The 25,402-nt window shown below is 74.4% G+C and carries 19 protein-coding genes, 1 tRNA gene and 1 pseudogene; 8 read left to right on the top strand and 13 right to left on the bottom strand.

Features of this window, described 5'->3' with window-relative positions; genetic code table 11:
• Positions 1-56: 56 nt before the first annotated feature.
• Together ACI79D_RS01180 and ACI79D_RS01175 are read left to right on the top strand one after the other, a co-directional pair.
• The gene (locus tag ACI79D_RS01180) at positions 57-1,100 is read left to right on the top strand and encodes a type III polyketide synthase (RefSeq protein ID WP_456916455.1); all 1,044 of its coding nucleotides are present in this window, start codon (positions 57-59) and stop codon (positions 1,098-1,100) included.
• 64 nt (positions 1,101-1,164) lie between these two features.
• The gene (locus ACI79D_RS01175; protein ID WP_456916454.1) at positions 1,165-1,833 is read left to right on the top strand and encodes a response regulator; all 669 of its coding nucleotides are present in this window, start codon (positions 1,165-1,167) and stop codon (positions 1,831-1,833) included.
• A gap of 6 nt (positions 1,834-1,839) precedes the next feature.
• Here the strand turns inward: ACI79D_RS01175 and ACI79D_RS01170 are convergent, their stop codons facing one another.
• The 7 genes and pseudogenes from ACI79D_RS01170 to ACI79D_RS01140 form a co-directional block, all read right to left on the bottom strand.
• Positions 1,840-3,504, bottom strand: a complete 1,665-nt coding sequence (locus ACI79D_RS01170) for a GAF domain-containing protein (RefSeq protein WP_456916453.1) — start codon at positions 3,502-3,504, stop codon at positions 1,840-1,842.
• Positions 3,505-3,554: 50 nt separating this feature from the next.
• On the bottom strand, positions 3,555-4,091 hold the full coding sequence (locus ACI79D_RS01165; protein WP_456916452.1) for a universal stress protein: 537 nt from the start codon (positions 4,089-4,091) through the stop codon (positions 3,555-3,557).
• Positions 4,092-4,225: 134 nt separating this feature from the next.
• Positions 4,226-5,026: a putative protein N(5)-glutamine methyltransferase gene (locus tag ACI79D_RS01160; protein ID WP_456916451.1), complete on the bottom strand. Its 801-nt coding sequence runs from the start codon at positions 5,024-5,026 to the stop codon at positions 4,226-4,228.
• Positions 5,027-5,106: 80 nt separating this feature from the next.
• A tRNA-Gly gene (locus ACI79D_RS01155) sits at positions 5,107-5,177 on the bottom strand.
• Between the two features lie 63 nt (positions 5,178-5,240).
• A complete protein-coding gene (locus ACI79D_RS01150; protein ID WP_456916450.1) occupies positions 5,241-7,901 on the bottom strand; it encodes an ATP-binding protein in 2,661 nt (886 codons plus the stop codon).
• 108 nt (positions 7,902-8,009) lie between these two features.
• Positions 8,010-8,429, bottom strand: a pseudogene (locus ACI79D_RS01145) (methyl-accepting chemotaxis protein); the annotation flags it as partial.
• 545 nt (positions 8,430-8,974) lie between these two features.
• Positions 8,975-9,550: a PAS domain-containing protein gene (locus ACI79D_RS01140; protein WP_456916449.1), complete on the bottom strand. Its 576-nt coding sequence runs from the start codon at positions 9,548-9,550 to the stop codon at positions 8,975-8,977.
• Between the two features lie 161 nt (positions 9,551-9,711).
• On the opposite strand from ACI79D_RS01140, the gene dcd reads away from it, so the two are divergent.
• Positions 9,712-10,302, top strand: coding sequence for a dCTP deaminase (dcd, locus tag ACI79D_RS01135; protein WP_456916448.1), 591 nt, complete (start codon positions 9,712-9,714; stop codon positions 10,300-10,302).
• Here dcd and ACI79D_RS01130 read toward each other — a convergent pair.
• Together ACI79D_RS01130 and ACI79D_RS01125 are read right to left on the bottom strand one after the other, a co-directional pair.
• On the bottom strand, positions 10,268-11,599 hold the full coding sequence (locus ACI79D_RS01130) for an MFS transporter (RefSeq protein WP_456916447.1): 1,332 nt from the start codon (positions 11,597-11,599) through the stop codon (positions 10,268-10,270). The genes dcd and ACI79D_RS01130 overlap by 35 nt on opposite strands.
• A 214-nt stretch (positions 11,600-11,813) precedes the next feature.
• Positions 11,814-14,102, bottom strand: coding sequence for a heterodisulfide reductase-related iron-sulfur binding cluster (locus tag ACI79D_RS01125; RefSeq protein WP_456916446.1), 2,289 nt, complete (start codon positions 14,100-14,102; stop codon positions 11,814-11,816).
• Between the two features lie 406 nt (positions 14,103-14,508).
• On the opposite strand from ACI79D_RS01125, the gene dnaK reads away from it, so the two are divergent.
• Genes dnaK through ACI79D_RS01100 form a run of 5 tightly spaced genes read left to right on the top strand, consistent with a single transcriptional unit; the run spans position 14,509 to position 19,270 of the window.
• On the top strand, positions 14,509-16,386 hold the full coding sequence (gene dnaK / locus ACI79D_RS01120) for a molecular chaperone DnaK (RefSeq protein ID WP_456916445.1): 1,878 nt from the start codon (positions 14,509-14,511) through the stop codon (positions 16,384-16,386).
• On the top strand, positions 16,383-17,096 hold the full coding sequence (gene grpE, locus ACI79D_RS01115) for a nucleotide exchange factor GrpE (protein ID WP_456916444.1): 714 nt from the start codon (positions 16,383-16,385) through the stop codon (positions 17,094-17,096). Before dnaK ends, grpE begins: the two co-directional genes overlap by 4 nt.
• 19 nt (positions 17,097-17,115) lie before the next feature.
• Positions 17,116-18,327, top strand: a complete 1,212-nt coding sequence (gene dnaJ / locus ACI79D_RS01110; protein ID WP_456916443.1) for a molecular chaperone DnaJ — start codon at positions 17,116-17,118, stop codon at positions 18,325-18,327.
• Positions 18,324-18,782 carry a heat shock protein transcriptional repressor HspR gene (locus ACI79D_RS01105; RefSeq protein WP_456916442.1) on the top strand — a complete coding sequence of 153 codons (459 nt, stop codon included), beginning with the start codon at positions 18,324-18,326 and terminating at the stop codon, positions 18,780-18,782. Before dnaJ ends, ACI79D_RS01105 begins: the two co-directional genes overlap by 4 nt.
• The gene (locus ACI79D_RS01100) at positions 18,779-19,270 is read left to right on the top strand and encodes a MarR family winged helix-turn-helix transcriptional regulator (protein WP_456916441.1); all 492 of its coding nucleotides are present in this window, start codon (positions 18,779-18,781) and stop codon (positions 19,268-19,270) included. The genes ACI79D_RS01105 and ACI79D_RS01100 overlap by 4 nt, the downstream gene beginning before the upstream one ends.
• A 78-nt stretch (positions 19,271-19,348) precedes the next feature.
• Here ACI79D_RS01100 and glcF read toward each other — a convergent pair whose 3' ends face one another.
• Genes glcF through aceB form a run of 4 tightly spaced genes read right to left on the bottom strand, consistent with a single transcriptional unit; the run spans position 19,349 to position 25,178 of the window.
• Positions 19,349-20,707, bottom strand: coding sequence for a glycolate oxidase subunit GlcF (gene glcF / locus ACI79D_RS01095; protein ID WP_456916440.1), 1,359 nt, complete (start codon positions 20,705-20,707; stop codon positions 19,349-19,351).
• Entirely contained in the window at positions 20,707-21,978 is a 1,272-nt protein-coding gene (locus tag ACI79D_RS01090; protein WP_456916439.1) for an FAD-binding oxidoreductase, read from the bottom strand. The genes glcF and ACI79D_RS01090 overlap by 1 nt, the downstream gene beginning before the upstream one ends.
• Positions 21,978-23,537 carry an FAD-linked oxidase C-terminal domain-containing protein gene (locus ACI79D_RS01085; RefSeq protein ID WP_456916438.1) on the bottom strand — a complete coding sequence of 520 codons (1,560 nt, stop codon included), beginning with the start codon at positions 23,535-23,537 and terminating at the stop codon, positions 21,978-21,980. Before ACI79D_RS01085 ends, ACI79D_RS01090 begins: the two co-directional genes overlap by 1 nt.
• Before the next feature lie 30 nt (positions 23,538-23,567).
• Entirely contained in the window at positions 23,568-25,178 is a 1,611-nt protein-coding gene (gene aceB, locus ACI79D_RS01080) for a malate synthase A (RefSeq protein WP_456916437.1), read from the bottom strand.
• Positions 25,179-25,402 lie beyond the last annotated feature (224 nt).

The raw sequence follows: 25,402 nt of genomic DNA, 5'->3' as shown, positions 1-25,402 counted from the left end.
GGTCGCCCGTACCGTCGGCCCATGACGCCGAGCCCGAGCGCCCCGGAGACGGCGCCGTGAGCACCGCGGTCGTCACCGGAGCGGGGGCCGCCCTGCCGACGACGATCGAGCAGGACGACGTCTGGGACGGGTTCTTCGCCGGCCACTACGCCGGCGTGCGGGCCGCCCGGCGGATCTTCGCCGCCTCGGGCGTGCGGCGCCGGCACGCGGTGGCCAACCCGATCGACGAGGACCTCAGCTCCTGGGGCACCGGCGCGCGCATGCAGCGCTACGTGCAGGAGGCGCTGCCGCTGGGCAAGCAGGCGGTCGCCGCGGCGCTGGACGCCGCCGGGCTGCCGCCGGGCGACGTCGGCCTGTTCGCCGTGGCCACGTGCACCGGGTACGCCACCCCGGGCCTGGACATCCGGCTGGCCAGCGACCTGGGCATGCCGCCGGGGCTGCAGCGGCTGCTGGTCGGGCACATGGGCTGCTACGCGGCGATCCCGGGGCTGGCCGCGGTCGGCGACTTCGTGGCGGCCCGGTCCCGCCCGGCGGTGCTGCTGTGCTGCGAGCTGACCAGCCTGCACGTGCAGCCGGCGCAGGCCGACCTGGAGCAGGTCGTCGCGCACGCGCTGTTCTCCGACGCGGCGGCCGCGGTGGTCCTGGAGCCGGGAGCCGCCCGCGGGCGCCGGCTGGCCGGGGTCGTCGCCCGCACCGACCCGTCGACGGCGGACCACATGACCTGGGACGTCACCGACCTGGGCTTCCGCATGGGCCTGTCGCCGCGGGTGCCCGACGTCCTGTCCCGCCACGTGGGCGACGTCGTCGACGAGCTGCTGACCGGCGCCGGCCTGCGCGTCGAGGACGTCGCGGGCTGGGCGGTGCACCCCGGCGGGCCGCGCATCCTCGACGTCGTCCGGGACGAGCTCGGCCTCGCGGAGCCGCAGCTGGCCGCCTCGCGCTCGGTGCTGGCCGAGCACGGGAACTGCTCCTCGGCGACGGTCCTCCTGGTGCTCGAGGCGCTGGCCGACGTCGACGGCCCGGTGGTGGCGATGGCGTTCGGGCCCGGGCTCACGCTGTACGCCGCGCTGCTGCTCCCGGCAGGCCCCATTGCGGCGTGACGCCGGTCCCGGCAGCCCCTACGCTGTGTGACTCAGGTCACCCTTTGGAGCGGGAGGCGGCCGGGTGGAGACGGAGCGGGCGGGCATCCGGGTCTTCCTGGTCGACGACCACGAGGTGGTCCGGCGGGGCGTGGCCGAGCTGCTCGAGGAGGACCCCGGGATCAACGTCGTCGGGGAGGCCGGGTCGGTCGCCGAGGCCCTGGCGCGGGTGCCGGCGGTGCGGCCCCACGTCGCCGTCGTCGACATGCGGCTGCCCGACGGTGACGGCGCGGAGGTCTGCCGCCGGCTGCGCGAGCGGGCGCCGGGGACCCGCAGCCTGGTGCTGACCAGCTACTCCGACGAGGACGCCGTGGCCGCCGCGATGGCCGCCGGCGCCGCGGGGTACCTGCTCAAGCAGGTGCGGGGCTCGGCGCTGGTCTCCGCCGTCCGGACGGTGGCGGCCGGAGGCACGCTGTTCGGCCAGGACTCCGCCTTCGCCGCGGCCGTGACCCGGAGCCGGCCGGCCGAGCGGGACCGCCGGCTGGCCGTCCTCACCGAGCAGGAGCGCACCGTGCTGCGGCTGATCGGCGAGGGGCTGACCAACCGCCAGATCGGGGCCCGGATGGGGCTGGCCGAGAAGACCGTGAAGAACTACACCAGCCACCTGCTGGCCAAGCTGGGCCTGGAGCGGCGCACGCAGGCCGCCATCCTCGCCACCGAGCTGCGCGACCGGTCCGGTCCCAACGGCGGCTGACCACGCTCAGACCGGCTTGGGCAGCGGCACCACCCAGCGGATCTCCGTCCCGCGCGGCCCGGAGGAGCTGGTCATGCGGCCGCCGTGCCGCTCGGCGCGGTCGGCCAGGTTGGTCAGCCCGCTGCGCACGGTCACCGAGGGCAGCCCGATCCCGTCGTCGGTGACCACGACCCGGATCTCCCCGTCCACGGTCACCGTCACCGTGACGCGGGTGGCCCGCGCGTGCTTGACCACGTTGGTGACCAGCTCCCGGATGACGGCGACCACGTCGGGGACCAGTGTCCGCGGCAGGTCCTCGACGTCGCCCCGCACCCGCACGTCCGGGCGCACGCCCTGCCCTCCGGTGATCGACCGGACGGTGTCCACGATGCGGGTGCGGATGGCGTCGGGGGAGTTGTCGTCGGACTCGTGCAGCTCGAAGATCGCCGATCGGATGCGGGCGATGGTGCCGTCGAGCTCGTCGACCCGCTCGGCGATGCGGGCCGCCGCGTCCGGGTGGCTGGACTCCAGCTGCCGGCTGATCCGGTCCAGCGCCAGGCCGGTGGCGAAGATCCGCTGGACGACGTGGTCGTGCAGGTCCCGGGCGATCCGGTCGCGGTCGGCCTCGACCTGCAGGCGCCGCTCGCGCTGCTGGCTGCGGGCCAGCTCGAGGGCGACCGTGGCCTGGGAGGCGAACGCCGCGGCCAGGTCGAGCGTGGACGGGTCGAACGGCTCCCGGCCGCGCAGCCGCATCGCGACCACGGTGCCCAGCGCGGGGCGGCCGCCCAGCGGGATGATCAGCGTCGGCCCGTAGTGGAGGGCCAGCTCGCCCAGCACCGGCGCCCGCTCGCCCCCGGGCGCGGAGCTGCTCGCGTCGACGAGCAGCCGCGGGATGCCGGAGCGGTGCGCGACACCGAGCTGGCTGTCGGTGAGGGGGATCCGCACCCCCTCGATGTCGTCGTCCGGGAGGCCGACCGAGACCACGACGGTCAGCACGTCGTCGTCCTCCTGGCTGGGCACCAGGACGCCGGCGGCGTCGGCCGAGCCCAGGTCGGCCACCCGCTGCGCGATCGAGCGCAGCACGCTGCCGGGGTCGGCGCCGGACAGCAGCGCCGTGGCGATCTCGCTGCCCGCCTGCGCCCACCCCCGCCGGCGCTCGGCCCACTCCACCCTCCGGGCGTTCTCGATCGCCAGCCCCGCCGTGGCGGCGAGGGCCTGCACGGCCTCCTCGTGGACGGCGGTGAACGTGCCGCCGCCGCGCTCGAGGGTCAGGAGGAGGTGACCGAACACGGTGCCGCCCACCAGCACCCGGGCGCCGAGGAAGGCCTGCATCGGCGGGTGCCTCGGCGGGAAGCCGACCGCGTCCGGGTGGGTGGTGAGGTCGTCGAGCCGCACCGGGCCGGGGCGGTCGAAGAGCAGGCCCAGCACGCCCTCGCCGCTGGGGAGCTGACCGATGCGCTCGCGGTCGGTGTCGTCCATGCCGACCACGAGGAAGCTCTCGATCCCGGTCCCGTCGGGCGTGAGCACGCCGAACGCGCCGTACGTGGCGCCGGTGCACTCCATCGCCGCCCGGACGACGGCGTGCAGCGTCGACTCGAGGCGGTCGGTGCTGGCCGCTGCGCGGACGCCGGCGGACAGGCCCGGGACGGCGGTCGAGGGGGTCTCGGAGGCCTCGGCGGCGGGCGGGGTCACGGCCCGGCCGTCGGGCGGATCGAGGTGTGCGCGGGGATGCCGGCCTCCCGTCAGGCGCCGCGCGCCACGCGCCGCAGGTGCGGTCGGGGGACCGCGGGGCGCAGCAGGGTCTTCCCGTGCGCACCGACCACGACCAGGTCGGCGCCGCGCGCGGCACCGGTGAGTGCCTCGAAGACGGGGCGCTCCAGCACCGCCGTCCGGGCGCGGCCGACCACGCCGGTCTCCGCGATGGCGCGCAGCACCTGCGCCTCCAGCCGTTCCTCGGCCGCCGTCCACTCGCGCCGGACCGGCCGGTGCAGCGGGTCCCCGTCGACGTCGTCGAGCACGCACACGGCCACGACCGTCGCCTCCCGGCGGGCGGCCTCGCGCAGCGCCCACACCAGGGCGCCGTACCCGCCGGCCGTGCCGTCGACGTCGACGACCAGCCAGGGGTTCTGGCGCCGGGGCAGGAGCGGGGTGAGCCGGACCGGCTCGACCGGCCGGCGGTCCCCGCTGCCGTCGGGCACCGCGGCCAGGCGAGGGTCCTCGCCCCGTGGCTCGGTGGCGTGCTCCTCCGGCCCGCTGCTGGACCGGCGTGGATCGGTCATGGAGGGATCGTGAACGAGCCACGGAGGGGGCGGCAGGGACCAAGGGCCCGACGACTTCGCAGGTCGTGGCGTCCCAGAGTCGTTCCGTATTGCCCCCGAGCGTGTCACTGCGGAGCGTGAGAAGAGCAACACGGTCACGCAACACCTCCCCGGAGGCCGTCGTCCGGCACCCGGCCCACCACCACGGTGGCGTCGCGGTCGTCGTCCCGCGCCGGCTCCGCGCGCAGCCCCGCAGCGGTGACGGCGGCCGCGGTGAGCGGGGCCTGGTCCCGGCTGGTCTCCACCAGCAGGACGCCCCCGGGCGCCAGCCACGGCCGGGCGCCGGCCGCCACCCGGCGGTGCAGGTCGACGCCGTCCGGGCCGCCGTCCAGGGCGGTCCGCGGCTCGTGGTCGCGCGCCTCCGGGGGCATCAGCGGGATCGCCGCGGTCGGGACGTACGGGGCGTTGGCGGTGATCACGTCGACGCGACCGCGCAGCGCCTCGGGCAGGGCGGCGTAGAGGTCGCCCTCGTGCACCCGGCCGCCGAGCGGCGCCAGGTTGCGGCGCGCGCAGCAGACCGCGACCGGGTCGACGTCGGCGGCGTGCACCTCGCCCCGGCCGAGGGCCGCCGCGACCGCGACCGCCACCGCCCCGGAGCCGCAGCACAGGTCGACGACCACCGGCGCCGGGACGCCGCGCAGCGACCGCAGCGCCAGGTCGACCAGCAGCCCGGTGCGACGGCGGGGCACGAAGACGCCCGGCTCGACGGCGATGCGGTGCCCGCAGAACTCCGCCGTGCCGAGCACCAGCTCCAGCGGCTCGCCGGCCACCCGGCGGGCGACCAACACCTCCAGCTGCGCCGGGTCCCCGGCCGCGGAGAGCAGCAGGTCGGCCTCCTCCTCGGCGAAGACGCACCCGGCGGCGCGGAGCCTGCGGACGAGGATCTCGGTCAGCACGATGCCGGCAGGCTACGGGAGGGAGGCGGCGCCGCTCGCCGGCGCGTCGCGGAGGCTGACCGGCGAGGGCCGGTCGGGAGAGCGGGTGACGAGAATCGAACTCGCACTGTCAGCTTGGGAAGCTGATGTTCTGCCATTGAACTACACCCGCGAGGTGCGTTCGGAAGTCTAACCGCAGTCGGCCGGGGGAGGGGAGCAGGGTCCCCCTCACGGGTCAGGCCGTGCGGATGACCACCGTCGTCCCGGCCGCGCTCGGCGTGGCGGTGATCTCGCCGACGGCGCTCATCAGCATCGAGCCGCGGCCGCGGTCCATGCTCGGCACGCGCTCCCGCCACCGGCCGTAGTCGCGCACGGCGATCTCCACGCGCCCGTCGGCCACCTCGACCGCGACGTCGATGAACGGCTCGGTCGGCTCCTGCGCGTGCTCGACGGCGTTCGTGGCCGCCTCGCACGTCGCCAGCACCAGGTCGTAGGCGAGGTCCTCGTCGAGGCCGGCCTCGGCGAACACCACCCGCAGGCGGCGGCGCAGCGCCGGGATCGACGAGGTGGTCGCCGGCAGCCGCCAGTGCTCCCGCACCGGGCGCCCCGATCCCGGCCGCCCCGGGGGGACGGCCGCCGGCGGCACCGTCTGCAGCGGCGGCCGCGGCCGGGGCGTGGACGGCGGCGCCGGGTCGGTCGGGGGTGTTGCGGGGACGGCCGGGACGCCGTCGCCCGCGGGCGTCGCGGCCCGCAGGAGCACCGCCCGCACCCGGCCGACGAGCTCCGCCGACCGGAACGGCTTGGGCAGGTAGTCGTCGACGCCGGCGTCGAAGCCCTCGACGGCGGCCTCCTGGCCGGCCCGCGCGGTCAGCATGACCACCGGCAGCGCGCGGGTCGCGGGGTCGGCGCGCAGCGCTCGCAGCAGGCCGAACCCGTCGAGGCCCGGCATCATCACGTCGGTCACGACGACGTCGGGCCGGGCCGCCGCCACGCTCTCCAGCGCGGCGCGCCCGTCAGTCGCCGTCCGCACCGTCCAGTGCGGGGCGAGCAGCCGGGTCAGGTAGGCCCGCATGTCGGCGTTGTCGTCGACGACCAGCACGCTCTCGCCCGACGCGGCCGGGGTCTGCGGTGCCGGCCGGGACGGGTCGTCGTCCCACGGGGCCACCACCGCCGCGCTCACGGTCGCCGACGGCGGGGCGAGGGTGTCGGGTGCGGCGTCCGGCGAGCCGAAGGGCACCGTGACGGTGAAGGTGCTCCCGATCCCGGGCTCGCTGGCCACCGTGACCTCGCCGCCGTGCAGGTCGACCAGCTCGCGCACCAGCGCCAGTCCGAGGCCGGTCCCCTCCCGGCTGCGGGCCGCGCTGCCGCTGACGCGGTGGAACCGCTCGAACAGGTGCGGGAGCTCCTCGGCCGGGATGCCGACGCCGGTGTCGGCCACGCGCAGCACGAGGCGGTCGCCGTCGGCCCGCAGGGAGACGTCGATGCCGCCGACGAAGGTGTACTTCACCGCGTTGGCGACCAGGTTGACGACGATCCGCTCCCACATCCGCGGGTCGACGTGGGCCGGTCGGCCCAGCGGCGGGCAGTCGACGGTGAGCCGCAGCCCGGCCCGCTCGGCGGCGGCGCGCAGGACGCCGGCCAGCTCGGCGGTGTACGCCGCGACGTCGGTGGCCACCCGCACCGCGGACGCCCGGCCGGCCTCGATGCTGGCGAACTCCAGCAGGTCGTTGACCAGCCGCTGCAGCCGTCGGCCGTTGCGCTCGGCGAGGGCCAGCTGCTCCCGGACGTCGGCCGGCAGCTGCGCCCCCGAGTCCTCCAGCACGTCGGCGAGCGGGCCCAGCAGCAGGGTCAGGGGGGTGCGCAGCTCGTGGCTGACGTCGGCGAAGAACGCCGTCTTGGCGCGGTCGAGCTCGGCGAGGGCCTCGGCGCGGGCCCGTTGCTCGGTGTACGCCCGCGCGTTGGCCACGGCGCCGGCGAACTGGCCGGCCAGCAGCTCGTGGAAGGTCCGGTACTCGTCGTCCAGCGCGCAGTTGGGGTTCACCCCGGCCACCAGCGCGCCGACGGGCTCCGCGCCGGCCCCCGCGACCAGCGGCAGGACGACGGCGTCGCGGACCGGGTCGCCCCACGGGCCCCCGGTCACGCCGAGCGGCCCGGCGCCGTCCGGCAGCAGGGCCTCGATCCCCGCGACCTCGGCGGGCAGCAGGTCGGCGGTGCACCCGACGGTGGCCGCCCGCCGCAGCCGTCCCTGGCCGGGGGCCTGCAGGTACACGGCGGCGAAGGGCACGTCGAGCGGGTCGCCGGCGAGGGCGGCGGTCATCTCGGTCACCGTCGCCAGGTCGTCCCCGAGTCGTCCCGCCGACGTCGCGACGTCGTGCAGCAGCCGCTGGCGGCGCTCGGCCAGGACCTGCCGGGTGACCTCGGTGCAGACCGCGTGCATGCCCGCGACCTCGCCGTCGTCGCCGTAGGCCGGGGCGTGGGAGACGGTGAAGTAGGTCTCCTCCCGGTAGCCGGCCCGCTCGAGGAGCAGCAGCAGCTGGGGGATCCAGGAGGGCCGGCGGGCGGCCATGGCCTGCTCGACCGGCTCCTGCAGCGCCGCCCAGCCCTCGGCGAGGGTGATCCGCAGGTCATCGCCGATGGCGCCGGGGTGCTTGGCGCCGATCAGCGTGGCGTAGGCGTCGTTGTAGAACTGGGTGTACCCGGGCCCCCAGGCCAGGATCATGGGGAACCGCGAGGCCAGCACCGTGCGGACCGCGTGGCGCAGGCTCGCCGGCCATCCCCGGACCGGCCCCACCGGCGTGGTGGACCAGTCGAAGGCCGCCATCAGCCGGCCGTTCTCCCCGCCGTCGCGGAAGAGGTCCGCGTCCCCGGGGCCCGGGAGGTGGTCGGCCACGGTCACGCGCCGGCACACCTCCGTCCGCCCTGGATGGTCTGTCCGCGCGGCTGCTCCCGCGCGCCGGTCACCCGGCGCGGGCCGGGGGACCGGAGAGGAACGGTACCCCCGTGGTCAGCGCCGCATCTCGGCGAGGAAGCCGATCGCCTCCGAGCGCAGCCGCTCGGCCATCTGGGACAGGCCGGTGGTGTCGCCGTCCACCGAGCCCAGGGACGCCGAGCCGTCGACGGCCGCGGCGATCCCGTCGACCAACCCGTTCATCTCGGTGACCGTCGTCCCCACCTCGTGCATGACCGCGGCGACCTGCTCGCAGGCCTGCCGGATCTGCTCGACCTGGGTGGTGACCTGCTCGGTGGCCCGGGCGGTCTGGTCGGCGAGGTCCTTGACCTCGGAGGCGACGACGGCGAAGCCCTTGCCCGCCTCGCCGGCGCGGGCCGCCTCGATGGTGGCGTTGAGCGCCAGCAGCCGGGTCTGCGCGGCGATGGCGTCGATGACCGCGACGACGTCCTTGATCTCGGCCGAGGAGCGGGTGAGCGAGCTCATCGTCCCCTGCGCGGTCCGGGTCTCCTCGCTGGCGGCCGAGGCAGCGCCGGTGAGGCCGGCGGCCGAGGCACTCATCTCGGTGGAGGCGGTGGCCACCTGCTCGGACATGGCCAGGACGACGGTCTCGAACTCGTCGGCCAGCCGCAGCCGGGCCGCCGTGGCCTCGGTGACCCGCCCCGCGGTCTCGCGCATCGCGTCCCGCGCGGTGTTGATGTCGGTGGCGCCCTTGCGGTAGGCGCCCGCCAGGCCGGTGAGCAGCACCTGCCGGTGGAACCGCCCGTGCGCCGCGGAGGTCAGCGCGGCCGAGGACTCCCGGACGAAGGCGTCGGAGACGTCCAGCACGGCGTTGACCGCGTCGTTGAGCGCCTGGAGCTCGGGCACGGACTCCACGCCGGGCGTCGGGCGGCTGCGCACCTCGAGGTCGCCGCGGGCGGCGGACTGGCAGGTGGCGGTCAGCCGGCGGACGAACTCCCGGTGGACGGCGAGCTCCTCGGCGTCGCTGCGCCGGCCCTCGGCGCGTGCACGGATGCCCATGGTCAGCTCTCCTCCTGGCTGATGACCGACCAGATGAACTCCTCGTAGGAGCCCGCCTGCGCGGTGACGAGCTCCTCCAGCAGCCGGGTCGACGCCGCGACGGCGGCCTTGGCGTTCGGGTGGCGGCGCTCCTCGGCGAGCAGCTGCTGGTACAGCGGGGCGATCCGCCGCACCGCGCCCGGGGCCGGCCGCCGTCGGTTGGAGTGGTAGCCGACCACGCGCCCGTCGGGTCCGTAGGACGGCGTCACGTGCGCCAGCACCCAGTAGTGCGCGCCGTCGGAGGCGAGGTTGTTGATGTAGGCGAACAGCTCGCGGTCCTCGGCCAGGGTGGACCAGAGCAGGGCGAACACCGCGCGCGGCATCTCGGGGTGCCGGATGAGGTTGTGCGGCTGCCCGATCACCTCGTCGAGCTCGTAGCCGCTGATCCGCAGGAAGACGTCGTTGGCGTAGGTGATCACGCCGCGCGGGTCGGTCTTCGAGACGATCAGCTCGTCGAGGCGGAAGGTGCGCTCCTCGCCGGTGGGCCGGATGCCGCGAGCGGTCCCGCGAGGGCGGGGACGCACGTGGGTGTCGAGCAACAGTTCTCCCCGGTTCCGGACGACGACGTCCCTGTTGCATCGGCAGGGGCACCCCCGGGTGAAGCCGGGCGGCCGCGGGGAGGACGAAGGTCCCGGACCGGTGCAGAGCCCTCCCCGGCCGCGCTCGGGCCGCGCGGCGGGCGGTCCCTAGACTCCGCGGCATGCTGCTGTCCGACCGCGACATCACGGCTGCCATCGCCGAGGGGCGGCTCGGCATCGAGCCCTACGACAAGGCGCTGATCCAGCCCTCGAGCATCGACGTCCGGCTGGACCGCTTCTTCCGGGTGTTCAACAACGCCCGGTACACCCACATCGACCCGGCACAGCAGCAGGACGACCTGACCACGCTGGTCGAGCCCGACGGCGACGAGCCGTTCGTGTTGCACCCCGGGGAGTTCGTCCTCGGCTCCACGCTGGAGGTCGTCAGCATCCCCGACGACCTCGCCGCGCGGCTGGAGGGCAAGAGCTCGCTGGGCCGACTCGGCCTGCTCACCCACTCCACCGCCGGGTTCGTCGACCCCGGCTTCTCCGGGCACATCACGCTGGAGCTGTCCAACGTCGCCAACCTGCCGATCACACTGTGGCCGGGCATGAAGATCGGCCAGCTGTGCCTGTTCCGGCTGACCAGCCCGGCCGAGCACCCGTACGGGTCGGCGGTCTACGGCTCCCGCTACCAGGACCAGCGCGGCCCGACGCCGTCGCGGTCGTTCCGCAACTTCACGCGTGCGGAGACCCGGCGTCCGGCTCCCTGACGTGCACGGTGACCGGCGGCTCGGTGCCGGCCACCTCGATGACGTCGCCGTGGTGGGCGTCGCAGGCCCAGCCGGGCACCTCGTCGTCCACGTAGCGCTGACGGGTGACCAGCCAGCCGGCGCCCAGCAGCACCGCGACGCCGACCAGGACGACGACGAACATGCCGGTGTAGCCGCCGGTGCTGCCGCGCAGCACACCGACCAGCAGCGGACCGGTACCGGCCAGCAGGTAGCCCCAGCCCTGGGTGACCGTGGACAGCGCCGCCGTGGTCTCCGCCGTCCGGGCGCGCAGCCCGATGAGGGTGAGCACCATGGCGAACGAGCCCATGCCGAGGGCGAGCAGGCCCATCCAGAGCCACGGCACGGTGGTCGGGGCCTGCAGCAGGCCGAGCCAGCCGGCGACGTAGCAGACCACGAAGCCCAGCAGCAGGGGCCGCTGCGCCCGCGGGCGGACGGTGAGCACCGGGACGACCGCGTTGAGCGGGATGACGACGACGGTGTTGACGCCCAGCAGCAGACCGGCGGTCGCCGCGCTCAGCCCGGAGTCCCGCAGGTACTGCGCCCCCCAGCCGATCAGCACGTACGCCTGCATCGACTGCATCCCGAAGAAGACGGCCAGCGCGATCGCCATCGGACTGCGCACCAGCGAGCGCATCCGCACCGAGGTGTGCCCGGCGCGTGAGGCTCCGGGCCGGGCCGGCACCGCCAGCCACGGCAGCGCCGCCACCACCGCGCCCACCGCCCAGACGCTCAGCGCCCACCGCCAGCCCTCGGCGCCGGCCGCGTCGGCGAGCGGGGCCGCGGCGACCGCGGCGATCGCCCCGCCGACGGCCATCGCCACGCTGTAGGCGCCGACCAGCAGCCCGGTGCGGGTCGGGAAGTGCCGCTTCACCAGGCTCGGCAGCAGGACGTTGCCGAGGGCCCCACCGACCATCGCCAGCACCGTGCCGACCAGGAACAGCCAGAACGCCCCGGACGCCGACCGCAGCACCAGCCCCGCCGCCATGGCCAGCAGCGCGCCGGCCAGCACGTGCCCGTCCCGGTAGCGGGCGGCCAGCGGCGGGCCGGCGAAGCCGATCGCGGCGAAGCAGAGCACGGGCATCGTCGTGAGCAGCCCGGCCATCCCGCTGGAGATGGCCAGCCCCCGCTCTATCTCCTCAAGCACCGGCCCGATGCTGTTGACCGCCGTGCGCAGGTTGAACCCGGTGAGCACGATCGCCGTCCCGATCAACACCAGACCGCGCCGGTGGTCGTGCGCGGGCGGGGCGGCGAGCGGGGCAGGGGCGGTGCGGGTCACCCGTTGATGGTCCCCCGCCGCCGGCGGTGACCCGCCGCCGGGTGGTTAGCCCGTGCAACGATCTTTCGACGGCGACCCCGGAGACGACGGCGGCGCGCGTCCCATGGGGGGACGCGCGCCGTCTCCGGTCCGGTCCCTCGCAGGGACCCGCCGCCGGCCCCGTCCAGAGGCTCGCCGCGAGCCTGCGAGCGGTGAGGAGGACGGGGCCCTCCTACTACTGGGCGCCGTGCTCCGTGGCCGCGGAGCCGGTGCCGGCCACGTCGTCGGCCGCCGTGCCGACGTCCGGGCCCGAGCCGGTGCCGGGTGCGCCGACCGGTGCCAGCGACCGCAGCAGGATCTGGCTGACGTCGAGCACCTCGACGTGCTCACCGGCCTCGCCGTTCTGCTTCTTCGTCGTCAGCGCGTCCGACAGCATGGTGATGCAGAACGGGCACGCGGTGGAGATGACGTCGGGATCGAGGTCGAGCGCCTCCTCGGTGCGCTCCATGTTGATCCGCTTGCCGATCTTCTCCTCCATCCACATGCGGGCCCCGCCGGCGCCGCAGCAGAAGCCGCGGTCCTTGCAGCGGTGCATCTCCTGCGTGGTCAGGCCCTTCACGGAGTCGAGGACCTCCCGCGGCGGCGTGTAGACCTTGTTGTGCCGGCCGAGGAAGCACGGGTCGTGGTAGGTGACCTTGCGGTCGATCGGCGTGACCGGGGTCAGCCGGCCCTCCTCCACCAGCCGGCCGAGCAGCTGCGTGTGGTGGACGACCTCGTAGTCGCCGCCGACCTGCGGGTACTCCCGGCCCAGCGAGTTGAAGCAGTGCGGGCAGGTGGTGACGATCTTGCGCATCCCCGGGACCCGGCCCTCGAAGACGCCGTCGAGGGTGGCGACGTTCTCCTGCGCGAGCATCTGGAAGAGGAACTCGTTGCCCATGCGGCGGGCCGGGTCGCCCGAGCAGGTCTCCCCGGAGCCCAGGACGGCGAACTCGACGCCCGCGGTGTGCAACAGCTCGGCGACGGCCTTGGTGACCTTCTTGGCGCGGTCGTCGATGGCGCCGGCGCAGCCGACCCAGAACAGGTACTCGACCTCGTAGGGCAGCGGCCCGTCGGCCATCCGCACCTCGAAGTCGACCTCCTTGATCCAGTCCTCGCGGGCGCTGGGCTGCACGCCCCACGGGTTCCCGCGGTTCTCCAGGTTCTTCATCATCACGCCGGCCTCGGAGGGGAAGCTCGACTCGATGAGGACCTGGTAACGGCGCATGTCCTGGATGTGGTCGACGTGCTCGATGTCGACCGGGCACTGCTCGACGCAGGCGCCGCAGTTGGTGCAGCTCCACAGCACGTCGGGGTCGATGACCCCGCCCTCCTCGAGGGTGCCGACCAGCGGGCGGTGCGCCTGCGCGTCGTTGGTGCCCTCGATGCGGGCGTACCCGGAGGCCCAGACCTGCTCGTCGCTGGGCTTGAGGACGTCGAAGTCCGGCGCGGTCTCGCTCGCCGTCTTCGCACCGAGCAGGTACGGGGCCTTGGCGTAGAGGTGGTCCCGCAGGTCCATGACCACCATCTTGGGACTGAGCGGCTTGCCCGTGTTCCACGCCGGGCACTGGCTCTGGCACCGCCCGCACTCGGTGCAGGTGGTGAAGTCGAGCATCCCCTTCCAGGTGAAGTCCTCGATCTTGCTGCGGCCGAAGACCGCGTCCTCGTCGGGGTCCTCGAAGTCGATCGGCACCCCGCCGGAGGTCATCGGCTGCAGCGGGCCGAGCGCGGGGGCGCCGTCGGGCTCGCGCTTGAAGTAGATGTTGAAGAAGGCGCTGAACCGGTGCCAGGCCACGCCCATGTTCAGCAGCCGCGAGACGACGACCAGCCAGACCAGCGAGACGACGATCTTGACGAAGGCGACGACGCTGAGCAGGTCGGGGCTGTCCGGGAGGACGGTGGCCACGAGGCCGGAGACCGGGTGCGACCAGGCGGGCGCGTCGGTCAGGCCGGAGGAGACCTTCAGCGCGCGGATCAGCAGGATGCACACGCCGACGACGAGGACGACGGCCTCGACGAAGTAGCCGCGGCCCTCGTTGGAGCCGGCGAACCGGCTGGCCCGGCCCTGCCGTCGCGGGTGGTCCTTCTGGCGCCGGTAGATCAGGTAGAGGATGCCCAGGATCGTGCCGGTGCCGATGACGTCGGCGAACAGGTTCCACAGGCTCCACTCGCCGATCAGCGGCAGGTGGAACGCGGGGTTCCACACCTCGCCGAAGGCCTCGACCAGGGTGAGGAACAGCCCGTAGAAGCCGACGAACACGAACCAGTGGGCCACGCCGATCGAGGACCACTTGAGCATCCGGGTGTGCCCGAGGGACTCGGTGACGAGCGTCTTCAGCCGCGGGCCGACGGGGCGGGACCGGGTGCCGTCGGGCTGGCCGGTCCGGATGATCCGCACCATCGCCCGCACCGCCCGATAGGCGAACACGACCGCGACGGCCAGGAAGATGACGCTGATCGTCCCGAGGACGATCTGCAAGGGGCCCATCGAAATCCCTCCCGGACGCCGATCGACGTCCGTTGATCCCCGCCCGCCGGCGCGGCGGGAGGGCGCTCACCGCCGTCCGCACGATAGCTGTCGGAGGGGGAGGCTACTCGCCGGTAACCCACCCGGCCGAGCGCACCGACCGCGCGGTGTCGTCGCCGTCCGCGCGGTGTGCGGCGTGGACGGCGACGACCGGACGCCGGTCGTGGCGCGTCTTCGGCGACGACACCCGCGGCTCTGGTGCCGGGCGGCGCGGGACGACGGAAGTCGACGAGGGGGCCGGGAACACGGCCGCCGTGGCTGCCGTTAGGCTGGGCAGGAAAGTTGAGTGGACCCCGCGCAAGTCGGGTACTCGACTCCCAGGCACCCAGAGAACCACCCCGGTACACACGGAAGAGAGGCCAGCTCCATGGCTCGAGCGGTCGGTATCGACCTCGGCACCACCAACTCCGTCGTCACCGTCCTGGAGGGCGGCGAGCCGACGGTCATCGCCAACTCCGAGGGTTCGCGCACCACCCCGTCCGTCGTCGCCTTCGCCAAGAACGGCGAGGTCCTCGTCGGCCAGTCGGCGAAGAACCAGGCGGTCACCAACGTCGACCGCACCATCCGCTCCGTCAAGCGGCACATGGGCACCGACTGGAAGTCGCCGGAGATCGACGGCAAGCGCTACACGCCGCAGGAGATCAGCGCCCGCATCCTGCAGAAGCTCAAGCGGGACGCCGAGACCTACCTGGGCGAGACGGTGACCGACGCGGTCATCACCGTCCCCGCCTACTTCGAGGACGCCCAGCGCCAGGCCACCAAGGAGGCCGGTGAGATCGCCGGCCTCAACGTCCTGCGCATCGTCAACGAGCCGACCGCCGCGGCGCTGGCCTACGGGCTGGACAAGGGCGAGACCGAGCAGACGATCCTCGTCTTCGACCTCGGTGGTGGCACCTTCGACGTCTCCCTGCTGGAGATCGGCGAGGGCGTCATCGAGGTGAAGGCCACCGCCGGCGACAACCACCTCGGTGGTGACGACTGGGACGAGCGGATCGTCAAGCACCTGGTGCAGACGTTCAACGCCTCCAACGGCATCGACCTGTCCAAGGACAAGCTGGCCATGCAGCGCCTCCGGGAGGCTGCGGAGAAGGCCAAGATCGAGCTGTCCGGCGCGCAGTCGACCAACGTCAACCTGCCGTACATCACCGCCGGCGCCGAGGGCCCGCTGCACCTCGACGTCACCATGACCCGGGCCGAGTTCCAGCGGCTCACCCAGGACCTGCTCGACCGCACCAAGGCGCCGTTCAACCAGGCGATCCGGGACGCCGGCATCTCGGTGAGCCAGATCGACCACGTCGTCCTGGTGGGTGGCTCGACCCGCATGCCGGCCGTCACCGACCTGGTCCGCGAGCTGACCGGCGGCAAGGAGCCCAACAAGGGCGTCAACCCCGACGAGGTCGTCGCCATCGGCGCCGCCCTGCAGGCCGGCGTCCTCAAGGGCGAGGTCAAGGACGTCCTGCTGCTCGACGTCACCCCGCTGTCCCTCGGCATCGAGACCAAGGGCGGGATCATGACCAAGCTCATCGAGCGCAACACCACGATCCCGACCAAGCGCTCGGAGATCTTCACGACGGCCGACGACAACCAGCCGTCCGTGCAGATCCAGGTCTTCCAGGGCGAGCGCGAGATGGCCGCCTACAACAAGAAGCTCGGCATGTTCGAGCTGACCGGTCTGCCGCCGGCGCCGCGCGGCGTCCCGCAGATCGAGGTGGCCTTCGACATCGACGCGAACGGCATCGTGCACGTGTCCGCCAAGGACCTCGGCACGGGCAAGGAGCAGTCGATGACCATCACCGGTGGCTCGGCCCTCCCCAAGGACGACATCGAGCGGATGATGCGCGACGCCGAGGCCCACGCAGAGGAGGACAAGCGCCGCCGCGAGGAGGCCGAGACCCGCAACCTGGCCGAGTCGCTGCAGTACCAGACCGAGAAGTTCCTGGCCGAGAACGGCGAGAAGATCCCGGCCGACAAGAAGGAGGAGCTCGGCGAGGCCCTCACCGAGCTGCGCTCCGCCCTCGGCGGCTCGGACATCGCGGCGATCAAGGCCGCCCAGGAGAAGGTCGCCCGCGTCTCGCAGGAGGTCGGCGGGGCGCTCTACGCCCAGCAGGCCGAGGCGCAGAACGCGGCCGGCGCGGCCGGCGCCGGCGCGGGAACCCCGGGTGACGCCGGTACGTCCGGTACGACGACGAGCGACGACGACGTCGTCGACGCCGAGATCGTCGACGAGGACAACGACCGCCGATGACGGGCAGGGAAGAGGAGCCGCGGGTCGTCATCCGCGACAAGCGGCGCATCGACCCGACCAGCGGTGCCGTGCGGGAGCCGGCCGGCGAGCAGCCGGCCGGCGCCCGCACGGGCGTACACGGACCGACCTCGACCGCGCCGGGCCCGGCGCAAGGGGAGCAGATGAGCGAGCAGGAGACCGTCGCCGGCCAGCCGGCGGCGGAGGACGACCTTCCCCGCCAGCTGGCGGAGCGGACGGAGGACCTCCAGCGGGTCACCGCCGAGTACGCCAACTACCGCCGCCGGGTGGACCGGGACCGCCAGCTCGTGGTCGACCAGGCCGCCGAGCGGTTCGCCGCGCAGCTGTTCCCGATCGTCGACGACATCGAGCGGGCGCGCGACCACGGCGACCTGACCGGTGCCTTCAAGGTGGTCGCCGACCGCGTCCTCGGCCTGCTTGACGGGCTGGGCGTCGAGGCGTTCGGCCGGTCGGGCGACGCGTTCGACCCCGCGCTGCACGAGGCGGTCATGCACGACACCTCGCCCGAGGTCGACGTCCCCACGGCCACCACCGTGCTGCGGCAGGGTTTCCGCCGCGGGGACCGCGTGCTGCGGACGGCGATGGTCGCGGTCACCGACCCGGAGACGCCGGCGCCGGCGGCCTCGCCGGACGGCGCGGCGGCCGAGACCGCCCCGGCGCAGCCGGGCGACGGCGCTCCGGCGTCCGACTGATGCAGAGAGGGGGCGCCCGATGAGCACCCGGGACTTCATCGAGAAGGACTACTACGCCGCTCTCGGCGTCTCCCAGGACGCCGACGCGGCCGCGATCAAGAAGGCCTACCGCCAGCTGGCGCGCGACCTCCACCCGGACAAGAACCCCGGCAACGCCGAGGCCGAGGCCCGGTTCAAGGAGGTCTCCGAGGCCTACGACGTGCTCTCCGACACCAAGCGGCGGGCCGAGTACGACGAGGCGCGCCGGCTGTTCGGTGCCGGCGGGGCCGGAGCGCGGGCCGGCTTCCCCGGGGGCTTCCCCGGCGGAGCCGGCGGCGGTCAGCCCTTCGACCTGGGCGACCTGTTCGGCGGCGCCACCGCCGGCAGCGGCGGACGCTCGGGCGCCGGCGGGCTGGGCGACCTGTTCGGCGGCCTGTTCGGCGGCGGCGGGGGAGCGGGCTCGGCGCGGGCCCGCAGCCAGGCCGCGTCCGGTCCGGCCCGCGGTCAGGACGTCGAGACCGAGGCGACGCTCTCGTTCGACGAGGCCGTCCTCGGCGTGACCGTGCCGCTGCGCATGCAGAGCCCCGGCACCTGCCCGACGTGCGCCGGCAGCGGCGCGCGCCCGGGCACCTCCCCGCGCACCTGCCCGGTGTGCCAGGGAGCCGGGGTGACCAGCCGCAGCCAGGGCGCGTTCGCCTTCTCCGAGCCGTGCCGCAACTGCCGCGGCACCGGCACGGTGATCGACGACCCGTGCCCGACCTGTGCCGGCAACGGGGTGACCACCCAGACCCGCACCATCACCGTGCGGATCCCGGCCGGGGTCAAGGACGGCCAGCGCATCCGGCTGGCCGGCAAGGGCGCACCGGGGCGGCGCGGCGGGCCGGCCGGCGACCTGTTCGTCGTCGTCCACGTCTCCGAGCACGAGCTGTTCGGCCGCAAGGGCAACGACCTCACGCTCACCGTGCCGATCACCTTCTCCGAGGCCACGCTCGGCACCACGCTGACCGTGCCCACGCTCGACGGCAACGTCTCGCTGAAGGTGCCCCCGGGCACCGCCAGCGGTCAGACGCTGCGCGTGCGCGGCCGGGGGGTGCCCGGCAAGGGCCGGGCCGGCGACCTGCTGGTCACCGTCGAGGTGGCCGTGCCCAAGCGGCTGTCCCCGGCGGCCGAGGACGCCGTCAAGGTGCTCGACGCCGAGCTCGGTGACCCGCGGCCGCGGATCACCGCCGCGGTGAAGGGAGGTACCCGGTGACCGCACCTCCCGACGGGGGGCGTGAACGGCAGCAGGCCGGCCGGTCCGTCGCCGAGGACGCCCCGGTGTTCGTCATCTCCGTGGCCGCCGAGCTCGCCGGCATGCACGCGCAGACCCTGCGCCAGTACGACCGGCTGGGGCTGGTCCGCCCGGGGCGCACGGCCGGTGGCGGCCGCCGGTACAGCCCCCGCGACGTCGCCCTCCTGCGGGAGGTCCAGCGCCTCTCGCAGGAGGACGGCGTCAACCTGGCCGGCATCAAGCGGATCATCGACCTCGAGTCGCAGGTGGAGGCGCTCCAGCAGCGGGTGCAGGAGCTGCTCACCGAGCTCGAGCTCGCCGAGGCCCGGCGGATCGCCGCCGAGGCCGCCGTCCAGGCCGGGTACGGCCGGGACCTGGTGCCGCTGCGGCCCTCGAACTCGGCGCTGGTCGTCTGGCGCCCCCGGGAGGAACGGTGACCTCGGTCGACCCGCACGAGGCGATCGTGCGCGTGGAGCGGGAGATCGGCCTGCTGCTGCGCCGCTCCCGTGCCATCTCCGCGCGGCTCTCCCGTGAGCTGCACCCCGACCTGGACGGCGCGGCCTACGGCCTGTTGGCCCTCCTCTACGACGCCGGCCCCCTGCGGGCCAGCGACCTGGTCGCCCGGCTCGGGTTGGACAAGAGCACCGTCAGCCGCCAGGTCGCCTCGCTGGTCGACCTGGGCCTGGTGACCCGGGAGGCCGACCCCGCCGACGGCCGCGCGCAGGTGCTGCGCACCTCGGAGGAGGGCACGGCGCGGCTCACCCGCATCCGGGAGGCGCGTCGGGCCCGCTGGGAGTCCGACCTGGCGCACTGGCCCAGCGAGGACGTCGCGGTGCTCGGCGACCTGCTCGCGCGCCTCAACCGGCTCGGCGAGGCGCGGGACAGCGCCGACGCCGAGAGCCGGGAGGACGTCGCCCGCCGGTGACCCCCGCCGACCGGGTCGATGACCTGCTCGGACACGGGGGCTCCTTCCCTCGCTGCTGAGGGGCGGGCGGGATCGGCGTCAGGCGGCCCCGGGGACGCCCAGCACCGAGACCGGCAGCCCCCGGATGGAGGCGTCGAGGACCTCGACGGTGTGTGCCATGCCGATGCGGACGCCGCGGCGGTCGAGCGACGCGGCGACCTGCATGAGGCAGCCGGGGTTGGCCGTCACCAGCAGGGACGCCCCGGTGGCCGCGATGTTGGCCGCCTTGCGGTCGCCGAGTTCGCGCGCCGGCTCGGGGTTGAGCACGTTCCAGATGCCGGCCGAGCCGCAGCAGAGGGCGGCCTCGGGGATCTCCCGCAGCTCCAGGCCGGGGATCTGCCGCAGCAGCGTCCGCGGCTGGGCCCGCACGCCCTGGGCGTGCCCCAGGTGGCAGGCGTCGTGGTAGGCGACGCTGACCTCCAGCGGGTGGCGCGGGGCGACCGGGCCGAGCTCGGCGAGGAACTCCGAGACGTCCCGGACCCGGCCCGCGAGCCGCTCGGCGCGCTCCGCGTAGTCCGGGTCGTCGGCCAGCAGCTCCGCGTACTCCTTCATGCTGGAGCCGCAGCCGGCGGCGTTGACCACCACGGTGTCCACCCCGGCGGCCTCGAAGGTGTCGATCGTCCGGCGGGCGAACCGCTGGGCCTCGTCCTCGCGGCCGTTGTGCACCGACAGCGCCCCGCAGCAGCCCTGTCGCCGCGGCACGATGACGTCGCAGCCCTCGGCCGCGAGCACCCGCGCCGTCGCGGCGTTGACGCCGGGGAAGAACTCGCCCTGCACGCACCCGGTGAGCAGGCCGACGACCGCCCGGCGGGTCCCGGCAGCCGGCACCCGCTCCGGCAGCCGCTCCCGCTTCTCCAGGGGCGGCGCCAGGCTCTCCATCACGGCCAGCCTGGGGGCCAGCCGCTCGAGCAGGCCGCTGCGGCGGATGGCCCGGGGCAGCCCGCTGCGCTGGTAGGCCCGCAACGGCCCGCGCAGGGCGCGCAGTCGCCGCGGGTACGGGAACAGCGCGAAGATCGCGTTCCGCACGGCGCGGTCCTGCGGGGTGCGCTCGTGGTTGCGCTCGACCTGTGCCCGGGTGGCCTCGATCAGCCGGTCGTACTGCACCCCCGAGGGGCAGGCCGTCACGCAGGCCATGCAGCCGAGGCAGGCGTCGAAGTGCTGCACCATCGAGTCGGTCATCGGCTCGCCCTCGAGCCCCGACTTCATCAGGTAGATGCGCCCGCGCGGCGAGTCCATCTCCTCGCCCCAGAGGGCGTACGTGGGACAGGTGGGCAGGCAGAAGCCGCAGTGCACGCAGTCGCTGACCAGCTCGGCCGAGGGCGGGCGGTGCTCGTCGAAGGCGCCGGGGGTCGGCATCCCCAGGGGCACGGGGCCGGGGCGCTCCGGCGTCGTCGTCATCAGATCCCTCCCACGAACCGGCCCGGCGCCAGTCGTCGCTCCGGGTCGAACTGGTCCTTCACCCGCCACATCAGGTCGAGCGCCGGGACCGGCCCCCAGGTGTCCAGGGCCTCCTTCATCCCCGGTGGGGCGTCGAGGACCACCAGCGCCCCGCCCGCCCCGGTGCACTCGGCCCGCAGCCGCGCCACCACCGTGCCGACGGCCACCGGGTCGGCGTCGGCGGGCAGGGAGCCGTACAGCACGCCGGCGCCCCCGGAGCCGCGCAGGTCGAGGGCGAGCCCGGCGTCGGCGGCGGCCGCCCGTGCGGTCGCCAGCACGCGGGCCAGGGCGGAGAGGACGAAGGTGGCCTTGAGCGCGGTCGGGCGGCCGGGGCCGCCGGTCCACGGGTACCGCGCCCAGGACGCCGGGAGGTCGGGGGTCGCGGTGGCGTCCGCGCCGAGCAGCTGCAGGGTCGTGTCCGTCCGTCCCGCGACGCCGGCCTCGATGCCCTCCAGCAGCACCGACACCGAGCCGAGGCCGCCTGCCGGCCACTCGACCTCGACGGCCGACGGGACGACCTGCGCCTGCACGACCTGCTGCACGAGGCGCTGCGCCTCCTCGGGCCGGTCGAACGGCGCGGTGACGACACTGCGGGCGGCGGGCAGCGGGTGCAGCCGGAACAGCGCCTCGGTGATCACGGCGAGGGTGCCGAACGACCCGATGAGCAGCTTGCCGAGGTCGTAGCCGGCCACGTTCTTGACGACCCGGCCGCCGGCCTTGGCGACCACGCCGTCGGCCCGGACGACGGTGATGCCGATCAGCAGGTCGCGGGCCGTGCCGAAGGCGACCCGCCCGGGGCCGCTGGTGGCGGTGGCGAGCGTCCCGCCCACGCTGGCGCCCTCCACGGTCTCGTCCAGGGCCAGGCGCTGGCCGGCCGCGGCGACGGTCCGCTGCACCGCGGACAGCGGCGTCCCCGCCTGGGCCTCCACGATCAGGTCACCGGCCGCGTGGTCCAGCACGGCGTCCATCCGGCTGACGTCGACCACGAGGTCGACCCGCTCCGGCGGCCGGCCCCAGGAGGTCTTCGTCCCCCGGCCCCGGGGGACGACGGCCAGGCGGTGCGCGGCCGCGGCCCGCAGCACCTCGGCGACCTCCGCGGTGGACGCCGGCCGGGCCACCAGGGTCGGTTGCACGCCGTCGACGGCGTCCGCGGCGGTGGCGTCGGCGACGTCCCCGCAGGCGGACGTCAGCGCGCCACGGGCCGCCTCCAGGCCGAGTCCGACGGCGGTCATCAGAACGCCTCCGCCTTGCCGGCCGCCACCAGCGGGTGCGGGGCGCCCTTCTTCCTCCCGGGGACCTCCCCGCACAGCCGGGGCGTGGGGAAGACCTTGCCCGGGTTGGCGATGCCGTCCGGGTCGAAGGCGCAGCGGACCAGCTGCATCGTGTCGAGGTCCTCGTCGCTGAACATCCGCGGCATGTAGGCGGCCTTGTCGATGCCGACGCCGTGCTCGCCGGTGATCGACCCACCGGAGGTGATGCAGAGGTCGAGGATCGCCCCGCTGACCTCCTCCGCGGCCTTCCCCGCACCCTCGACCGCGTCGTCGAAGAGCACCAGGGGGTGCAGGTTGCCGTCGCCGGCGTGGAAGACGTTGGCGACCCGGACGCCGGAGGACGCGGACAGCTCGGCGATCGCCCGCAGCACCCCGGGCAGCGCCGTCCGCGGGATGACGCCGTCCTGGACGATGTAGTCGGGGCTGATCCGGCCCACCGCGGCGAACGCGGACTTGCGGCCCTTCCAGATCAGCGCCCGTTCCTCGGCGTCGGTGGCCACCCGCATCGCGAAGGCACCGTGCTCCCGGCACATCCGCTCGACCTCGGCGAACTCGTGCTCGACCTCCACCGCGGGGCCGTCGAGTTCGACGACGAGCACCGCGCCGGCGCCGGCGGGGTAGTCGCAGTGGGTCGCGGCCTCGGCCGCCTCGATGGCCAGGGCGTCCATCATCTCGATCGCCGCCGGCACGATCCCGGCGCCGATGATCGCCGAGGTGGCCGCGCCCGCGTCGTCGGTGGTGGCGAAGCCGGCGAGGACCGTGCGCACGTCCTGGGGCAGGCGGGTCAGCCGCACGGTGACCTGCGTCGCCACGCCGAGGGTGCCCTCGGAGCCCACCACCGCGCCGAGCAGGTCGTACCCCGGGGCGTCGGGGGCCGGCCCGCCGAGCTGCACCACCTCGCCCTGGGGCGTCACGAACTCCGCGCCGCGGACGTGGTTGGTGGTGAAGCCGTACTTCAGGCAGTGCGCCCCGCCGGAGTTCTCGGCCAGGTTGCCGCCGATCGAGCAGATCTGCTGACTGCTCGGGTCCGGCGCGTAGTAGTAGCCCTGGGGGGTGGTCGCCTGCGTGAGCGAGAGGTTGACGACGCCGGGGTCGACGACCGCCAGCTGGTCGTCGGGGCGGATCTCGTGGATAGCCCGCATCCGCGAGGTGACCACGAGGACGCCGTCGGCCCGCGGGAGGGCGCCGCCGGACAGCCCGGTGCCCGACCCGCGGGCGACGAAGGGCACGCCGTGCTCGGCGCAGGCGCGGACGACGGCCGCCAGCTGCTCGGTCGTCGCGGGGATCGCGACCAGGGCGGGGGTGACGCGGTAGTGCGCCAGCCCGTCGCACTCGTAGGTGCGCAGCTCGGTGTGGTCGGTGATGAGGCCGTCCGGCGGCAGGGCGGCGCGCACCGCCCGGGTGACCGCGGCCACGGCCTCCTGATCACGTCCGGGCTCCCCGGTCGCGCCGGTCTCCTCTGGGGCGACCGGCCCGAGGACCGGTCCCGCCGTGGCCTCCGTGCCGTGCGTGCCGCCCATGGTGGCCCTCCGCTCAGCCTGCGTCGGTGGTCAGGGCATCCGCTCGTAGGCGGGCAGGGTGAGGAAGTCGGGGTACTCGTCGGCGAGCGCCATCTCTGTGAACAGCGCGCGGGCGTCGTCCCACCGGCCGGCGGCGAACGAGTCGCCCCGGGCCTGGCGCAGCGCGTCCATCTCCTCGGCGATGACCTGCTCGACGTGCTCGCGGGTGACCTGGGTCCCGTCGGACAGCCGGACGCCGTTGTGCAGCCACTGCCAGACCTGGCTGCGCGAGATCTCGGCGGTCGCGGCGTCCTCCATGAGGTTGTTGATGCCGACGGCGCCGGAGCCGCGCAGCCAGGACTCCAGGTACTGGATGCCGACGCTGACGTTGCTGCGCAGCCCGGCCTCGGTGACCTCGCCCGGGGTGGCGCGGACGTCGAGCAGCTGCGCGGGCGTGACCTGCACGTCCTCGCGCTTCCGGTCCAGCTGGTTGGGCCGGTCGCCGAGGACGGCGGTGAACACCTCCTTGCAGAGCTCGACCATCCCCGGGTGGGCCACCCAGGAGCCGTCGAAGCCGTCGTTGGCCTCGCGCTCCTTGTCCGCCCGGACCTTCGCGAACGCCTGCTCGTTGACCGCGGGGTCCTTGGACGGGATGAACGCGGCCATGCCGCCGATGGCGTGCGCCCCGCGCTTGTGGCAGGTGCGGACCAGCAGCTCGGTGTAGGCCCGCATGAACGGGACGGTCATCGTCACCGAGTTGCGGTCGGGGAGGAGGAACTCCTCGCCCCGGGTCCGGAAGGACTTGATGACGCTGAACATGTAGTCCCACCGGCCGGCGTTGAGCCCCGCGGAGTGGTCGCGCAGCTCGTAGAGGATCTCCTCCATCTCGAACGCCGCGGGATAGGTCTCGATGAGGACCGTCGCGCGGATCGTGCCGCGCGGGATGCCGAGGAAGTCCTGCGCCCGGTTGAAGGCGTCGTTCCAGAGCCGCGCCTCGAGGTGGCTCTCCATCTTCGGCAGGTAGAAGTAGGGGCCGCGGCCCTTGTCGATCTGCTTCTGCGCGCAGTTGACGAAGTAGAGGGCGAAGTCGACGAGGCTGCCGGAGGTCGGCTCGCCGTCGACGGTGATGTGCTTCTCGGGCAGGTGCCATCCCCGGGGGCGGACGACGATGGTCGGCAGCTCCTCGTCGGGGCGCAGCGTGTAGCTCTTGCCCTCGGGCGAGGTGAAGTCGATCGTCCGGTCCAGCGCGTCCTTGAGGTTGAGCTGACCGTTGACGACGTTCTCCCACAACGGGGTGTTGGCGTCCTCGTGGTCGGCCAGCCACACCTTCGCGCCCGAGTTCAGCGCGTTGATCGTCATCTTCCGGTCGGTGGGGCCGGTCATCTCGACGCGGCGGTCGACCAGGCCGGGGGCGGGGTCGGCCACCTGCCATGAGTCGTCGTCGCGGACGTGGGCGGTCTCGGGCAGGAAGTCCAGCGTCCCGCCGGCGGCGAGGGCCTCGACCCGCGCCCGGCGGGCGTCGAGCAGCTCCAGTCGCCGGCCGTTGAGCTCCCGGTGGAGGAGGGCGACCAGTTCGAGCGCCCGCGGGGTGAGGACCTCGTCGAACCGCTCTCCCCACGGGCCGGTGACCTCGAGGCCGGACACATCCGCGATGGTGCTCATGGCGCTCCCTGTGGGTCGCAGTCCTGGAGGCGGTGACCCCGCCCGGTACCGGGGGGACGGCGCCTCCCGCTGGGTGCCGGGAGCCCCGGCTCAACCGAACGTAGTGACGCGGCTCACGACCGGTCAAGGAGCGTCGACGCGGGGGTGGGGGCCGCCACATCAAGTTGCAGACAGCAATCATCTGGATGTATGGTTGCGGTCTGCAAGCACCATCGTGGCGAGGA

Source organism: Geodermatophilus sp. SYSU D00708 (assembly GCF_054050115.1).
Note: the sequence above shows the minus strand (reverse complement) of the source record. Positions and strands in the feature narration are given on the sequence as shown.

Coding starts and splice junctions, on each gene's coding strand:
- ACI79D_RS01165 (WP_456916452.1), bottom strand. CDS start 4,091: ATGACCGATCCACGCCGGTCCAGCAGCGGGCCGGAGGAGCACGCCACC.
- dcd (WP_456916448.1), top strand. CDS start 9,712: ATGCTGCTGTCCGACCGCGACATCACGGCTGCCATCGCCGAGGGGCGG.
- ACI79D_RS01125 (WP_456916446.1), bottom strand. CDS start 14,102: ATGGGCCCCTTGCAGATCGTCCTCGGGACGATCAGCGTCATCTTCCTG.
- dnaK (WP_456916445.1), top strand. CDS start 14,509: ATGGCTCGAGCGGTCGGTATCGACCTCGGCACCACCAACTCCGTCGTC.
- grpE (WP_456916444.1), top strand. CDS start 16,383: ATGACGGGCAGGGAAGAGGAGCCGCGGGTCGTCATCCGCGACAAGCGG.
- dnaJ (WP_456916443.1), top strand. CDS start 17,116: ATGAGCACCCGGGACTTCATCGAGAAGGACTACTACGCCGCTCTCGGC.
- glcF (WP_456916440.1), bottom strand. CDS start 20,707: ATGACGACGACGCCGGAGCGCCCCGGCCCCGTGCCCCTGGGGATGCCG.
- ACI79D_RS01090 (WP_456916439.1), bottom strand. CDS start 21,978: ATGACCGCCGTCGGACTCGGCCTGGAGGCGGCCCGTGGCGCGCTGACG.
- ACI79D_RS01085 (WP_456916438.1), bottom strand. CDS start 23,537: ATGGGCGGCACGCACGGCACGGAGGCCACGGCGGGACCGGTCCTCGGG.
- aceB (WP_456916437.1), bottom strand. CDS start 25,178: ATGAGCACCATCGCGGATGTGTCCGGCCTCGAGGTCACCGGCCCGTGG.